Source organism: Pseudomonas sp. E1MeOHC2 (assembly GCF_058745025.1).
Map to the genome: position 1 here is coordinate 4,333,865 of NZ_CP196675.1, position 13,288 is coordinate 4,347,152.

At 62.0% G+C, this 13,288-nt stretch carries 12 protein-coding genes and 1 pseudogene; 2 read left to right on the top strand and 11 right to left on the bottom strand.

Annotated features, from left to right (window positions below; all coding sequences use genetic code 11):
• Positions 1–7: 7 nt before the first annotated feature.
• From ACSSU5_RS19585 to nhaB, 4 genes and pseudogenes are all read right to left on the bottom strand, one after another.
• The gene (locus tag ACSSU5_RS19585; RefSeq protein ID WP_492561342.1) at positions 8–454 is read right to left on the bottom strand and encodes an NUDIX hydrolase; all 447 of its coding nucleotides are present in this window, start codon (positions 452–454) and stop codon (positions 8–10) included.
• A pseudogene (locus tag ACSSU5_RS19590) lies at positions 449–748 on the bottom strand (NIPSNAP family protein); the annotation flags it as partial. The pseudogene ACSSU5_RS19590 and the gene ACSSU5_RS19585, both read right to left, overlap by 6 nt.
• A gap of 81 nt (positions 749–829) precedes the next feature.
• The gene (locus tag ACSSU5_RS19595) at positions 830–1,381 is read right to left on the bottom strand and encodes a lipocalin family protein (protein WP_264309377.1); all 552 of its coding nucleotides are present in this window, start codon (positions 1,379–1,381) and stop codon (positions 830–832) included.
• Between the two features lie 91 nt (positions 1,382–1,472).
• Positions 1,473–2,975, bottom strand: a complete 1,503-nt coding sequence (gene nhaB, locus ACSSU5_RS19600) for a sodium/proton antiporter NhaB (RefSeq protein WP_492559553.1) — start codon at positions 2,973–2,975, stop codon at positions 1,473–1,475.
• Positions 2,976–3,146: 171 nt separating this feature from the next.
• Between nhaB and ACSSU5_RS19605 the strand changes: the two genes are divergently transcribed.
• Both ACSSU5_RS19605 and nudC read left to right on the top strand, forming a co-directional pair.
• Positions 3,147–3,971, top strand: coding sequence for a crotonase/enoyl-CoA hydratase family protein (locus tag ACSSU5_RS19605; RefSeq protein ID WP_264313945.1), 825 nt, complete (start codon positions 3,147–3,149; stop codon positions 3,969–3,971).
• 34 nt (positions 3,972–4,005) lie between these two features.
• Complete coding sequence (gene nudC / locus ACSSU5_RS19610) at positions 4,006–4,836, top strand: NAD(+) diphosphatase (RefSeq protein ID WP_492559554.1); 831 nt, start codon at positions 4,006–4,008, stop codon at positions 4,834–4,836.
• On the opposite strand, the gene ACSSU5_RS19615 is transcribed toward nudC, so the two are convergent.
• From ACSSU5_RS19615 to ACSSU5_RS19645, 7 genes are all read right to left on the bottom strand, one after another.
• The gene (locus tag ACSSU5_RS19615; protein WP_264309374.1) at positions 4,804–5,583 is read right to left on the bottom strand and encodes a TSUP family transporter; all 780 of its coding nucleotides are present in this window, start codon (positions 5,581–5,583) and stop codon (positions 4,804–4,806) included. The two genes, nudC and ACSSU5_RS19615, sit on opposite strands and share 33 nt — an antisense overlap.
• Positions 5,584–5,741: 158 nt before the next feature.
• The gene (locus ACSSU5_RS19620) at positions 5,742–6,623 is read right to left on the bottom strand and encodes an RHS repeat-associated core domain-containing protein (protein WP_492559555.1); all 882 of its coding nucleotides are present in this window, start codon (positions 6,621–6,623) and stop codon (positions 5,742–5,744) included.
• Between the two features lie 228 nt (positions 6,624–6,851).
• Positions 6,852–7,682, bottom strand: coding sequence for an alpha/beta fold hydrolase (locus ACSSU5_RS19625; RefSeq protein WP_492559556.1), 831 nt, complete (start codon positions 7,680–7,682; stop codon positions 6,852–6,854).
• A gap of 294 nt (positions 7,683–7,976) precedes the next feature.
• Entirely contained in the window at positions 7,977–9,266 is a 1,290-nt protein-coding gene (locus tag ACSSU5_RS19630) for an NAD(P)/FAD-dependent oxidoreductase (RefSeq protein ID WP_492559557.1), read from the bottom strand.
• Positions 9,267–9,489: 223 nt separating this feature from the next.
• Positions 9,490–11,448: a DNA topoisomerase III gene (locus tag ACSSU5_RS19635; protein ID WP_492561343.1), complete on the bottom strand. Its 1,959-nt coding sequence runs from the start codon at positions 11,446–11,448 to the stop codon at positions 9,490–9,492.
• Positions 11,449–11,677: 229 nt separating this feature from the next.
• Complete coding sequence (locus ACSSU5_RS19640; RefSeq protein WP_264309370.1) at positions 11,678–12,112, bottom strand: GNAT family N-acetyltransferase; 435 nt, start codon at positions 12,110–12,112, stop codon at positions 11,678–11,680.
• Positions 12,105–13,271 (bottom strand): ribosomal protein uL16 3-hydroxylase, encoded by a 1,167-nt coding sequence (locus ACSSU5_RS19645; RefSeq protein WP_264309369.1) that lies wholly within the window; start codon positions 13,269–13,271, stop codon positions 12,105–12,107. Before ACSSU5_RS19645 ends, ACSSU5_RS19640 begins: the two co-directional genes overlap by 8 nt.
• Positions 13,272–13,288: the final 17 nt, after the last annotated feature.

A 13,288-nucleotide genomic window follows, 5' to 3' on the forward strand; every position in this document is an offset into this window, starting at 1 on the left:
CTTTGCTTCAGCCCAGCAGCGACAGGTCACGCAACAACGCTTGCAGGCCCTGGGGCACGAGCGGGCCGATGCGGTCGAAGTCGGCGCTGTCGCACCACCGGGCGCGGAAGGGGCTGCCATTGGACTCCCGCCCCTCCAGCCACGGCTGCTGGTACAGGCTGGCGTCATTGAAGCGTGCATCGAATACCTGCACGATCTCATGCCCTGGCGTACCGGCATAGGTGAACAGGCTCTCCAGCGTGCCAAGCAAGCGAACATCGCTGATCGACTGCCCCAGTTCTTCTTCGATTTCGCGGGCGACGGCTTCGCTGCCCCGTTCACCAAACTCGATGCCACCACCGAGTGGTCGGCACAGCGTCTGTTGCGTCACAGGGTCATCGAACACGTTCACCAGAATTTTCCCCTGATGATGGAACACACACAGGGCCAGCGAGCGAATGCGCGGTTCAAGCAGTGGCTTGAGGAAGCTGCGCTCATAGCTGAGGATAAACCGTTGTTCAGTGGCCAGGGCCACTGCAGCAATGCATTCCGGGTCGGTCTCTGCCTGTTTGCGGTACTGCTCGTAGGCCGCCAGGCTGGAAAAGCTGAACAGGCAATAGGCAATGTTGTTGGCGCCTTCGGCGGGCAGGAAGTAGCCATGGTGCTTGCCGCCCATGCGCGTGACCAGGCCCATCCACAGGCGTGAATACGCCTCGAAGGCCGGCAGCTGGTAAGGGTCGACGGTGTATTTGACGTGGCAGGTGATCAACGGCTCGTTCCTTCGAGGGGAGGCGGGGCGCACACCTTAGCCTGATTGCCCCGCGTCGTCGACGGCCAGCCGCGTGGCGCGCTAGCCCTCCTGGCGCCAGATCAGCTTGCGGGTGTCGTAGCCTTGCTTGCGGGCAATCGACAGCAGTTGCTCACGCGCCTGGTCGGTGACTACCGGCGTGCGCGAGAGCAGCCACAGGTACTCCCGATTCGGGTGCCCGACCAGGGCCACGCGGTAGTCCTTGTCGTGGTAAAGCACCCAGTACTCACCCTTGGTCAGCCCCGGTGCCAGCCGGCTGAACCAGTTGTCGAACTGCACCCAAAGCTTATCGGTCTTACCCGGCTGCTGGGCTTCGGCAATGCCTTTGGCTTCATTCCACTGGCCGTCCTGCTCCTTGCAGCGGTTGTTGACGTCGATGCGCCCGTCCTCGCGCAGGCCGTAATGCGCTTCGGACTGCACGCAGTTGCGCTGGAAGAACATCGGCAAGCGCGCCAGCTCATACCAGGTGCCCTGATAGCGTTGCAGGTCGACCTGCTGGGTCGTTGGCGGTGCGCGGTGTTCATCGTTGGAGCCGGCGCAGCCGATCAGGGCTAGGGTCATGCAGGAAAGCATCAGTGCCGTGCGCATCGCCATGGCAAACCTCCTTGAAGCGGATGGGGACTTACCTGTGCTTCGATGCGGGCGCGGGGTAAAAGTTGTATTCGATTGCCCCACGCCGCCACCTTTACAACCAGTAGGTCACCGCCCACCAGCCCAGCCCACCCATGACCACGGTATAGGGCAACGCCATCCACACCATGCGCCCATACGAAAGCCGGATCAGCGGCGCAATCGCCGAGGTCAGCAGGAACAGGAACGCCGCTTGCCCATTTGGCGTCGCCACGCTCGGCAGGTTGGTGCCGGTATTGATCGCCACTGCCAGCGTCTCGAAATGCTCGCGGCTCATGCCACCGTTGAGGAAGGCCTGCTTGACCTCGGTAATGTAGATGGTGGCGACGAACACGTTGTCGCTGATCGCCGACAGCACACCGTTGGCCAGGTACAGCATGCCCGGTTGTTGTTCGGCGGGCAGCGCCAGTACCCAGGCAATCAGCGGGCTGAACAACTGCTGTTGATGGATCACTGCGACCACGGCGAAGAACACCACCAGCAGCGCAGTGAACGGCATGGCGTCCTGGAAGGCACGGCCCAGGCGGTGTTCGTCGGTGATGCCGGTGAACGAGGTGATCAGCACGATCACCAGCAGGCCGATCAGGCCGACCTCGGCAATGTGCAGGCCCAGGCAGATGATCAGGATCAGCGCCGCGCAGCCTTGCACCCACAGCGCGGCACGTTGAGCTGCGGTGCGTGCGGCATCGTCCTCGGCAGCGTAGGCGGCCAGCACCTGACGCACCCGCTCGGGCATCAGCGTGCCGTAGCCGAACAGGCGCAGTTTTTCCAGTACGACGCAGGTCAGCAGCCCGGCACCGAGCACCGGCAACGACACGGGCGCGACCTTGAAGAAGAAATCGGCGAAGTGCCAGCCCATCTCATGGCCGATCAGCAGGTTCTGCGGTTCGCCCACCAGCGTGCACACGCCGCCCAGCGCAGTGCCGACCGCACCGTGCATCAACAGGCTGCGCAGGAAGGCGCGGAACTGGTCGAGGTCTTCTCGGTGCAGTTGCGGGATCTGCTGGTCGCTGTCGAGCGCGCTCTCCTCACGCGGGTTGGCGCCGGAGGCCACGCGGTGAAAGACCGCGTAGAAACCTACCGCAGCGCTGATGATCACCGCCGTGACCGTCAGGGCATCGAGAAAGGCCGAAAGGAACGCCGACAGTACGCAAAACAGCAGCGACAGGGCCGCTTTCGAGCGCACACCGAGCAAGATCCGCGAGAACAGGAACAGCAGCAGCTCCTTCATGAAGTGAATGCCGGCGACCATGAACATCAGCAGCAGGATCACCGGGAAGTTGTGCAGCAGCTCTTCGTACAGGGCCTGAGGGGTGGTCATACCGAGCAGCAGGGCTTCGACCAGCAGCAAGCCGCCAGGCATCAGCGGGTAGCACTTGAGCGCCATGCCCAAGGTGAAGATGAATTCGATCACCAGCACCCAGCCCGCCGTGACCGGGCCTGCGGTCAGCAACAACAACGGGTTGAGCACCAGGAACAGGCCGATGACGGCCTTGTACCAGAGCGGTGACTGGCCCAGGAAATTGTGGGCGAGCGCGCCGGCCAGGGAGCGTGACATGAATATGTATCCTTATAATTCGGCGATGGCGCACGGTGCCGGATCGTGCCGCCTTAGGCAAGGTTTGCGGTCCTGCTTTTGGCATAAGTGCGGCACAAGCGCGGCCTGGTGGCTGGGTTAACATCCTGCGTCATCAACCCTTCCTCTGCAGGAGTGCCGCCCGTGAACCAATTGGTCCTCGAACCCGAGACGTACAGCGCCTTCAAGGTCGACCTGACCGATAACATCGCCCACGTCCAGATCAATCGCCCCGAGAAGATCAACGCGATGAACGCCGCCTTCTGGGAGGAAATCATCGACATTTTTCAGTGGGTCGATGACACCGATGCAGTGCGTGCCGTCGTCATCAGCGGCGCGGGCAAGCATTTCTCTGCGGGCATCGACTTGATGATGCTGGCTTCGCTGGCTGGCCAGATGGGCAAGGACGTCGGCCGTAATGCGCGCTTGCTGCGCAGCACCATCCTGCGTCTGCAGGCGTCGTTCAACGCCGTCGACAAATGCCGCAAACCAGTACTGGCGGCGGTTCAGGGCTACTGCATTGGTGGCGCCATCGACCTCATTTCGGCGTGCGACATGCGCTACTGCAGCCAGGATGCGCAGTTTTCGATCAAGGAAATCGACATGGGCATGGCCGCTGATGTCGGCACGCTGCAACGTTTGCCACGTATCATTGGCGACGGCATCATGCGCGAGCTGGCATTCACCGGGCGCAACGTCGAGGCCGATGAGGCACTGCGCATCGGCCTGGTCAACCGGGTCTATGATGATCAGGCCGCGCTGCTTGACGGGGTCTTTGCCATCGCCCGCGAGATTGCCGCAAAATCGCCGATCGCCGTGGCCGGCACCAAGGAAATGCTCAGCTACATGCGTGACCATCGCATTGACGATGGCCTGGAATACATCGCCACCTGGAACGCCGCGATGCTGCAGTCCGAAGACCTGCGCGTGGCCGTGGCGGCGCACATGAGCAAACAGAAACCGACGTTCGCCGACTGACAGTTCGGGGGGCGCGCAGCAAGGAACCCCCGACATGTCAGCACGCTGGACTACCGCAGTACTCGACCCGCAGATCACCGGGGGCTGGGCCGTCGCCCGCAGTCCGGAAGGGTTTTTGGTGGACGACAACGGCGCGCTGTTCCCCCGCGAGTGGCTCAAGCGCCAGAACCTGGACGTGCTGTGTGAGCATGGCATTGGCCACTTCGATGGCGAGCCGGTGTTTCTGTTCGAACTGCGCAGTGCCACCGACCTGCCGGGCTGTGGCTGGCGCGGCCTGCGCGCGTTCATGCTTGAAGGCGACTTCGACCTGTACAAGGTGCTGGGTTATGCCGCGCAGATCGGTACCTGGGCCCGCGAGCACCGTTTTTGCGGTAGTTGCGGCCAGGCGATGACGCAAATCCATTGGGAGCGGGCAATGTACTGCCAGGCGTGCGACTTGCGCAGCTACCCGCGCATTTCGCCGAGCATGATCGTGCTGGTCACCCGCGGTGACGAGATCCTGTTGGCGCGTTCGCCGCGCTTCGTCACCGGTGTCTACAGCACCCTGGCGGGCTTTGCCGAACCGGGCGAGTCGGCCGAGGATTGCCTGGTACGCGAAGTGCGTGAAGAGGTGGCGGTCGAGGTGCAGAACATCCGCTACGTCGGCAGCCAGTGCTGGCCGTTCCCGCATTCAATGATGCTGGGGTTCCATGCCGAGTACGCGGGCGGGGAGATCGTCATGCAGCCGGACGAAATCGAGGACGCCCAGTGGTTCAGCGTGCATGACTTGCCGCCGCTACCGGCCGGGCGATCCATCGCCCGCTACCTGATCGATTTATACGTGGCTGAGCGATTAGGCCTGCCCGAACCAGTGCTGCCACGCTAGGCGCACGGTCAGCGCCAGCACCACGGTAATGAACACCGGGCGGATGAACTTGCTGCCGCCGCTGATTGCCGTGCGTGCGCCGAAGAAGGCGCCGACCATTACCGACAGGCCCATGGCCAGGCCGACGACGTAGTCCACCTGCCCTGAAATGATGAACACCGTCAGCGCCGCGATGTTGCTGACGAAGTTCATGCTGCGTGCCACACCGCTGGCGCGCACCAGGTCGATGGGGTAGAGCAGCAGGGTGCTCACGGTCCAGAACGCGCCGGTGCCGGGGCCGGCCACGCCATCGTAGAAGCCCAGGGTGAAGCCTTGGGGGAGCTGCCATTTCTTCTTGATCGGTGCATCGGCATCCAGCGGCGCCTTGGGCGTGCCGCCGAACAGCAGGTAGATGCCGCAAGCGAAGACCACCACCGGGAGCATCTTGTTCAGCCACTCGGCGGGCAGGTAGTGGGCGATCACCGCGCCCAGAGAGGCGCCTACCAGGGTCGCGAACAGTGCCGGGCGCCATTGTGCGGGGTGGAACAGCTTGCGCTTGTAGTAGGTGAAGCCAGCTGTGGCCGAGCCGAAGGTGGAGCTGAGCTTGTTGGTGCCTAGCACCAGGTGTGGCGGCATGCCGGCCGTGAGCAGGGCCGGGGTGGTGAGCAAGCCGCCGCCGCCAGCGATGGCGTCGATGAAGCCGGCGACGAAGGCGACCAGGGCCAGGATCAGCAGGGTGAGGGGTTCTACGGAGAGTTCGAAGGGCATGGGAGGTTTTCAAGCGGGAGGGCAGGGTTGAGACAAGTGATCTGATAAAACGGACATGATATCCCTGGTACCTGTGGCTGTCAGTCTTTGAATTTGCGTCCTTACTCAAGTCCAAACCTAGCTTCTGAGGAACAGAGTGCTCACTGAGGTGGGTGTGCCTATGAATGACGTATCTCTGACCTTGCCGTATGTGGAGGCGTTAAGCCGTCAAGCCTGCGTTCGAACTTGTCGAGCATTGACACTATCCCTGCATAATGAATTCCTTCTTCAATCTCCAGATACTTAGAATGGTCAAAATAGTAATTGATGGGGCCGTGCAATGGGCCTTGTTCGTCACCTTTTTGCTTGCGCCACTTTTCTTCGGCTGCCGCTTGGTAGTCGTTACGCATTGTCTCAAGCTTCGGTTTTTTGTAGATCGCTTTGAGGGTGCCAATGGTTACGTTATCAGCATCAACGAGAGCGGAATACTTTTCGAGCTCAGGATGCTCTGCGATTGCATCTCTGGCTTTATCGATATAGTGGATTCTCGGTTTCGAAAACGTAGCCTTGACCGTTTTCCATTTTTGTTGGATACGACTAAACATATGCCCCGAAGGATCGTGGCGATTCACTGGGTCACCCAAACAATAGGCATAGGCGTTGTGTGTGCGTGTCGTAAACGGACTCAGACTATCTGCTGATAAAAATCGCGATAGCCTTGGATTATAAGCGCGATAGCCGTTACCCAGCAGATAGCAGTTTGTAGCGTCATCGTAGCGCTGCCCGGTGAATCCCATAAGAGAGGCAGTGCCGTGGCGGGTCTTGCTGTGTCCGTATGCTGTATACGCGAGCGCGTGAGTGCTGTCGCGATGGGAGTTGTTCAATACCGAAGATTGTAAATCCACGGCCAATAATGAAATCCTGGCCGAGCGTCCTTCTGAGCGCTGCTCTGCCAATAGCGTGTTTGAAACTGAAAGCACCGTCACTGCATGATCACTGGCAATTTGCGAAGCCAGTTGTCCATTCTTGTAGAATAAATACTGCTTTCTGTTCTGAGACATGGTCAGCCTGCGGCACGGAGCGTAATTAACTGAAGCTACCCTCAGGCAAAGTGGGCTGGCGCGCAACTGGTAGAATTGCCAGTTGCATACAGGCGCAAGATAAGTGTGGCGACAGTGTTAGCGCCTTCGCGGGCAAGCCCGCTCCCACAGATACCCCATAGTCTTCAGACCTGTGGAGGGCCTGTGGGAGCGGGCTTGCCCGCGAAAGGGCCGGTACAGGTGATCACATCAACTACGGATAAACGCCAGCAAATCTGCATTGATCACATCGGCATGGGTAGTCGGCATACCATGCGGATACCCTTTGTAGGTTTTCAGCGTGCCGTTAGGCAGCAGCTTGGCCGACAACGGGCCTGAGTTCTCGTAAGGCACGATCTGGTCATCGTCACCGTGCATCACCAGCACCGGCTGACGGATGCCTTCGAGGTCTTCGGTGAAATCAGTCTGGGAAAACGCCACGATGCCGTCGTAATGCGCCTTGGCACTGCCGATCATGCCCTGGCGCCACCAGTTGCCGATGATGCCTTCCGAGGCTTGCACACCCGGCCGGTTGTAGCCATAGAACGGCCCGGCCGGCACATCGCGATAGAACTGCGCGCGATTGCTGGCGACCTGGGCCTGGAAGCCGTCGAACACCGACTTGGGCAGGCCGCCGGGATTGGCGGGAGTCTGTACCATCAGCGGTGGCACGGCGGCGATCAGCACGGCCTTGGCCACTGGGTCGGCGGGATGCCGAGCCATGTAGCGCACGACTTCACCGCCACCGGTGGAGTGGCCCACATGCACCGCGCCCTGGGTGCCGAGGTGTGCGACCACGGCGGCCACATCGTCGGCATAGTGGTCCATGTCATGGCCATCCCACACCTGGCTGGAGCGCCCGTGGCCTCGGCGGTCGTGGGCAACCACGCGAAAACCTTTGCCCAGGAAGAACAGCATCTGCGCGTCCCAGTCGTCGGCACTCAGCGGCCAGCCGTGGTGGAAGTGGATGACCGGCGCATCGCGCGGGCCCCAGTCCTTGTAGAAGATCTGAACGCCATCCTTCGTGGTTACGTAGCTCATGGTCGCGTCTCCTCTGTGCAGGGGGATTGCCAAGTGAGCTATTGAGAATAGGAGAGATTTCTGTGTTGTCAGTACTGGCCTCTTCGCGGGGCAAGCCCGCTCCCACAGGTCTACTGCCGTCTCTAACCTGTTAGTAAACCTGTGGGAGCGGGCTTGCCCCGCGAAAGGGCCGGCACTGGCAATCAAGCCATTACAGGAACCAGCGGTACTCCCTGGCGCTGACCGCGCTGAGCATGTCCTTGGGGAAGTCGATGCCGCTACCACGGTCTTCGTTCAAGGGTGCGATTGGCGTCTTCAGGCATGGTCGCGCATCCTGTACCACGCCTTGGCGGCGGCTTCCAGGGGGGCCGCCAGCAGGTCACCGCCAGGGAAGCGGCCGTTGTCGATGCCTTGGTACAGCGTCAGCAGGTCGTTGTTGCCGAGGATCGCATCGCTGACAGCCCGTGCTGCGGCCAGCGTCGGCAGCACGCCATGGCCGGAAAAACCCTGCAGCCAATAGCGCTGCCCTTCGCACCCGACGTCTGGGGTGCGCTGCATACTGCAGTCGATATGGCCGCCCCAGGCATAGTCGATGGCCACCCCAGCCAGTTGCGGGAACACCCGTTCGAGGTAGGGGCGGGTGGCACCGGCCACATCCTTGGGGATGCCGCCCAGGTAGGTGCAGCCGCCGCCGAACAGCAGGCGGTTGTCGGGGGTAAGGCGGAAATAGTCGGGCACGAACTGGTTGTCGATCGCGCAGCTGTTGCGTGGCAGCAACGATTTGGCGAAGTCGGCTTCCAGTGGCGCGGTGGCGACCTGATAGGAACCGACGGGCAGCAAGCGGCGCGACAGGGCCGGGTCGAGGCGGTCGATGTAGGCATTGCAGGCCAGTACCAGGATTTGGCTGCGCACCTCGCCCTGTTCGGTACGGGTTACATAACCGTCGCCGGTCTGCTGGTAGCTGAGCACTTTGCTTTGCTCGAAAATGTGGCCACCGGCTGCCTCGATGGTACTGGCCAGGCCCTGGGCCAACTTGAGTGGGTTGAGGTGGGCGCCTTTGGCGTCATACAGCGCGGCTTGGTAGCGCGGGCTGTCGATCCACTGGGGCAGCTCATCGCGACCGATCAGGCGCAGGGCGTCATAGCCCCACTTTGCCTCGGCATCGTGCAGGGCTTCTTCAAGCATCTTCACGCGGCGCGGGAGTACGGCTGTCCACAGGCTGCCAAGCCGATAGTCGATATCGAAGCCATGACGTTGCGGCAGTTCACGCATTTCGTCGGCGGCCCAGCACATGCTGTCCCACAAGCGCTGGGTGCGTTCAACGCCAAGTGCCTTTTCCAGCGGCGGCATGTCGCACGACCAGCCCAGCAATGCCTGGCCGCCGTTACGCCCGGACGCAGCCCACGCCACTCGGCTGGCTTCCAGCAGCGTTACACGCACGCCGGCCATGGTCAGGCGCAGAGCGGTATGCAGGCCACTGAAACCTGCGCCGACGATGAGCACGTCGGTGTCGTGGTGGCCTTGCAGGGTAGGGCGCAGGGGGATACGGGTGGGGTAGGTCTGGGCGTAGTAGGTGGCGATGTGTTGCGCGGATTGCTTGAACATGCCGATGCCCCATGAAAATTATTGTGATTATTTTCATGAAAATCTAGCATGTAAATTTCACGACGCCAATTTGTTGGTCGGGTTTTATGATTTACCTGTGTTTTGGTGCTGCCTGTGCTGGCCTTTTCGCGGGCAAGCCCGCTCCTCCAGATACAGAACAGGCTTCAGGTGCGTGTAGGGCCTGTGGGAGCGGGCTTGCCCGCGAATAGGCCCTGCAATGGTTTCAGGTCGCAGCCTTTTTCCGAGGTTGCCTTGGCTTGCCTGTGGTCGCTTTGCTTCCAGTGGTTTTACTCTTCCCGCTGGCTCGGCGCTTCTTCTTCCAAGGTGGCGCTGCCCCTGCCGCCGGCCCGGTAATGGTCATGCGCATGCCGCTGCAGCGCTCGACCAGCTTGCCCATCCAGGCCGACTGCCGGGCGACGAACTCTTCCAGGCTCATTTCACCGCTTTGCACCATGTCCAGTGCCTGCTCCCAGATGGCCGTGGTACCGGGGTCGGCGATGGCGCGTGGCACGGCGTCGATCAGGCTGAAGGCCGCGGGCGTGGCGGACAAGGCCTTGCCGTTTTTTACCAGATAGCCGCGGTCGAGCAGGCCCTGGATGATGCTAGCCCGGGTCGCCTCGGTGCCGATGCCGGTGGTTTCCTTGAGCTTCTGTTTCAGCCGCGGGTCATCTACCAGCTTGGCGACGTTCTTCATCGCCTTGATCAGGTCACCTTCGGTGAATGGCTTGGGCGGCTGGGTCCACAGGTCCTTGAGTTGCAGGCCCTGCACGTTGCAGTCCTGGCCTTCGCGCAGGGCTGGCAGAACTTGGGCTGGCGGCGCCTCGCGGCCTTTGGCCGGGGTTAGCGCCTCGGGCAAGGCACGGCGCCAGCCAGGCTCGACGATCTGCTTGCCCACCGCGCGCAGGGCGTGGCCCGCACACTGGAAATCGGCTTGGGTGCGGTCGTACTCGTGGTTGGGCAGGAACTGCGCCAGGTAGCGGGCACGGATCAGGGTGTAGACCGCCTTGTACTTGGCGGGCAGGCGCGCGGGGTCGCTGGCGGCAGCGGTGGGGATGATGCCATGGTGGGCACTGACCTTGGCGTCGTTCCAGGCGCGGGAGCGCCGCTGTGGCTCCAGGTGCGCCTGCAGCGGCGCGAGGCTTGCATCGGCGCGCTGCAGGGCGGCGAGGATGGCGGGGGCCTCGGCATGCTGGCTCAGCGGCAGGTAGCCGCAGTCGCTGCGCGGGTAGGTGATCAGCTTGTGGGTTTCGTACAAGGCCTGGGCAATATCGAGGGTTTCCTGGGCGCCGAAGCCGAACTTCTTCGAGCACAGCTCCTGCAGGGTACCCAGGTCGAAGGGCAGCGGGGCGGCTTCGCGCACGCGTTCGGTCGCTACCTTGGCCACTCGGGCAGTGCCTGCATTGCCCATGTCGGCGGCAGCCTGTTGCGCCAGTGCCTGGTTCAGGCATCGACCCTGGTCGTCACAGGCATCTTCCGGGGCCCGCCACTGAGCATTGAAGCCTTGGCCTGCATGTTCAAGTTGCACGTCGATGGCCCAGAACGGCACCGGCACGAAGTCAGCGATGCTGCGATCACGGTCCACCACCAGTCGCAGGGTCGGGGTCTGCACCCGGCCTACGGGTAGCACCCCTTGGTAACCGGACTGACGGCCGAGCAAGGTGAACAGCCGGCTCATGTTCATGCCGATCAGCCAGTCGGCGCGGGAGCGGCCCAGCGCCGAGTGATAAAGGCTGAAGGTTTCCTGGCCGGGCAGCAGGCGCGCCAGGGCTTTACGGATGGAAGCGTCGTCGAGGGCCGACAGCCACAGGCGCTGGATCGGCCCGCGGTAGCGGCAGTGTTCGACCAGCTCGCGGGCGATCATTTCGCCTTCGCGGTCGGCATCGGTGGCAATCACAAGCTCGCGAGCTTCACCGAGCAAGCGCTTGACGGCCTTGAACTGGCTGGCAGTCTTGGGCTTGACCAGCATCTTCCACTTTTCGGGAATGATCGGCAGGTCGGCGAGGTTCCAGCGCTTGTAGCGTTCGTCGTAACTGTCCGGCGGGGCGGTTTCGAGCAGGTGGCCGATGCACCAGGTCACGCAGACATCGGTGCCTTGCCAGCAGCCGTCGGCCTTGCGCGTGGCGCCGAGCACTTTGGCGATGTCTTTTGCCTGGGAGGGTTTTTCGCAGAGGAACAGGCGCATGGCCGAGCACGCTTCATCGGGGGTGATGGGCACTAGGATGCGCAAGCGGGGGCGCGGAGGCAAGTTTTATCTGGATGGATGTACAGTTTTTTGTCAGTGGAGATGTGTTGTCTTTGCTGGCCTCTTCGCGGGGCAAGCCCGCTCCCACAAGTCCTCCACTGCATTCAAGATCAGTGAAAGACTTGCGGGCTTGCCCCGCGAAGGGGTCAGTGAAACCACGGCTTATGGATCAGGCGATTTCGCGAGAGTCGCGCACCATGTCCACATGCGGGATGCCGGCTTCAAGGAACTCTTCGCTGACCACACGAAAGCCCAGGCGTTCGTAGAACGGCGTGGCGTGCACCTGGGCGCTGAGCGTTTGCTGCTTCAGGTCACGATGCTGAGCTTCGACGATGACCGCATTCATCAGCGCGTCGCCCACCTTCAGCCCGCGCCAGTCCTTGAGCACCGAGACCCGGCCGATGGTGCCGTCGGGCAGCAGGCGGGCAGTACCGATCGGGTAGTCGCCCTCAAGGGCCAGGAAGTGCACTGCGCTTGGATCATCCGAATCCCACTCGAGCTCCGGCGGAACGTGCTGTTCGGCAATGAACACCGCCTCACGGATACGGCGGATGTCGGCGTTGTCCTTATGCCAGTCGGCGAGGCGCACACGAATTTTATTCATTGGCGAATCCCAGGCTTCCTTGTTTGATCAACTGCTGTACCAGCATAAGGCCATCTTCATCCTCCAGCCACTCTGCAAGGTTTTCGATGTGTAACGCATCTGCGGCACAGACCAGCTTCAGCAGTTCACGCAGTTTGGCGGGCAACGGGCAGCTGCGGCCGCTGGCAAACAGCATCAGGTCGTCGTTGAGCTCGGACCAGGCCATGCGCGCGCTTGGATTGCGGATCAGGATGGCGCCATCTTCCAGGGCTTCGATCAGCTCCTTCTCGCTCAGCTCTTCACCTGCGACCTGCTCTGGGTAGCGCGGCTCGGTCATGAACTGGCCGAACCAGGTCAGCAGCAGGTCTTTGTCACCCATGTGCTTGTCGAGCAGGCCTTTGAGGCGGTCGAGGGCATCGTGCTGGATCTGGTGCGGGTCGCTGACCGGCTGGGCGTCGGCATCGCTGTAGCGCTCTTCGTCCGGCAGGAACTGGCTGAGGAAGTCGGTGAAGTGGGTCAGCACTTCGGCGGCGCTTGGTGCACGGAAGCCGACCGAGTAAGTCAGGCAGTCATCCACGGCCACGCCGTAGTGCGCCAGGCGTGGTGGCAGGTAGAGCATGTCGCCCGGCTCCAGGGTCCACTCATCGCTCTGCTCGAATTCAGCCAGAATGCGCAGGTCTGCGTGCTCCAGCAGCGGGCTCTCGCTGCTGCACATCTGGCCGATTTTCCAGTTACGCTGACCGTGGCCTTGCAGCAGGAACACGTCATAGTTGTCGAAGTGCGGGCCGACGCTGCCACCTGGGGCGGCGAAGCTGATCATCACATCGTCGATGCGCCAGCTGGGCAGGAAGCGGAAGTTCTCCAAAAGCTCGGCCACTTCCGGGACAAACTGGTCCACGGCCTGCACCAGCAGGGTCCAGTCCTTTTCCGGCAGTTCAGCGAAGGTGTCTTCGTTGAACGGGCCGCGGCGCAGCTCCCACGGGTGTGCGCCGTGCTCCAGCACGATACGCGACTCGACTTCTTCTTCCAGCGCTAGGCCGGCCAGTTCGTCGGGTTCGATCGGGCTGATGAAGTCGGGGAAGGCCTGGCGTACCAGCAGGGGCTTCTTCTGCCAGTAGTCGCGCATGAATTCGCGGGCCGAGATGCCGCCCAGCAGCTGCAGTGGAGTATCAGGATTCATGTTCAACCTATTGAAAA

What these genes read in the sequence shown, in the direction of transcription:
- nhaB (WP_492559553.1), bottom strand. Translation starts at nt 2,975, where the DNA reads ATGTCACGCTCCCTGGCCGGCGCGCTCGCCCACAATTTCCTGGGCCAG.
- nudC (WP_492559554.1), top strand. Translation starts at nt 4,006, where the DNA reads ATGTCAGCACGCTGGACTACCGCAGTACTCGACCCGCAGATCACCGGG.
- ACSSU5_RS19640 (WP_264309370.1), bottom strand. Translation starts at nt 12,112, where the DNA reads ATGAATAAAATTCGTGTGCGCCTCGCCGACTGGCATAAGGACAACGCC.
- ACSSU5_RS19615 (WP_264309374.1), bottom strand. Translation starts at nt 5,583, where the DNA reads ATGCCCTTCGAACTCTCCGTAGAACCCCTCACCCTGCTGATCCTGGCC.
- ACSSU5_RS19645 (WP_264309369.1), bottom strand. Translation starts at nt 13,271, where the DNA reads ATGAATCCTGATACTCCACTGCAGCTGCTGGGCGGCATCTCGGCCCGC.
- ACSSU5_RS19625 (WP_492559556.1), bottom strand. Translation starts at nt 7,682, where the DNA reads ATGAGCTACGTAACCACGAAGGATGGCGTTCAGATCTTCTACAAGGAC.
- ACSSU5_RS19595 (WP_264309377.1), bottom strand. Translation starts at nt 1,381, where the DNA reads ATGGCGATGCGCACGGCACTGATGCTTTCCTGCATGACCCTAGCCCTG.
- ACSSU5_RS19635 (WP_492561343.1), bottom strand. Translation starts at nt 11,448, where the DNA reads ATGCGCCTGTTCCTCTGCGAAAAACCCTCCCAGGCAAAAGACATCGCC.
- ACSSU5_RS19620 (WP_492559555.1), bottom strand. Translation starts at nt 6,623, where the DNA reads ATGTCTCAGAACAGAAAGCAGTATTTATTCTACAAGAATGGACAACTG.
- ACSSU5_RS19630 (WP_492559557.1), bottom strand. Translation starts at nt 9,266, where the DNA reads ATGTTCAAGCAATCCGCGCAACACATCGCCACCTACTACGCCCAGACC.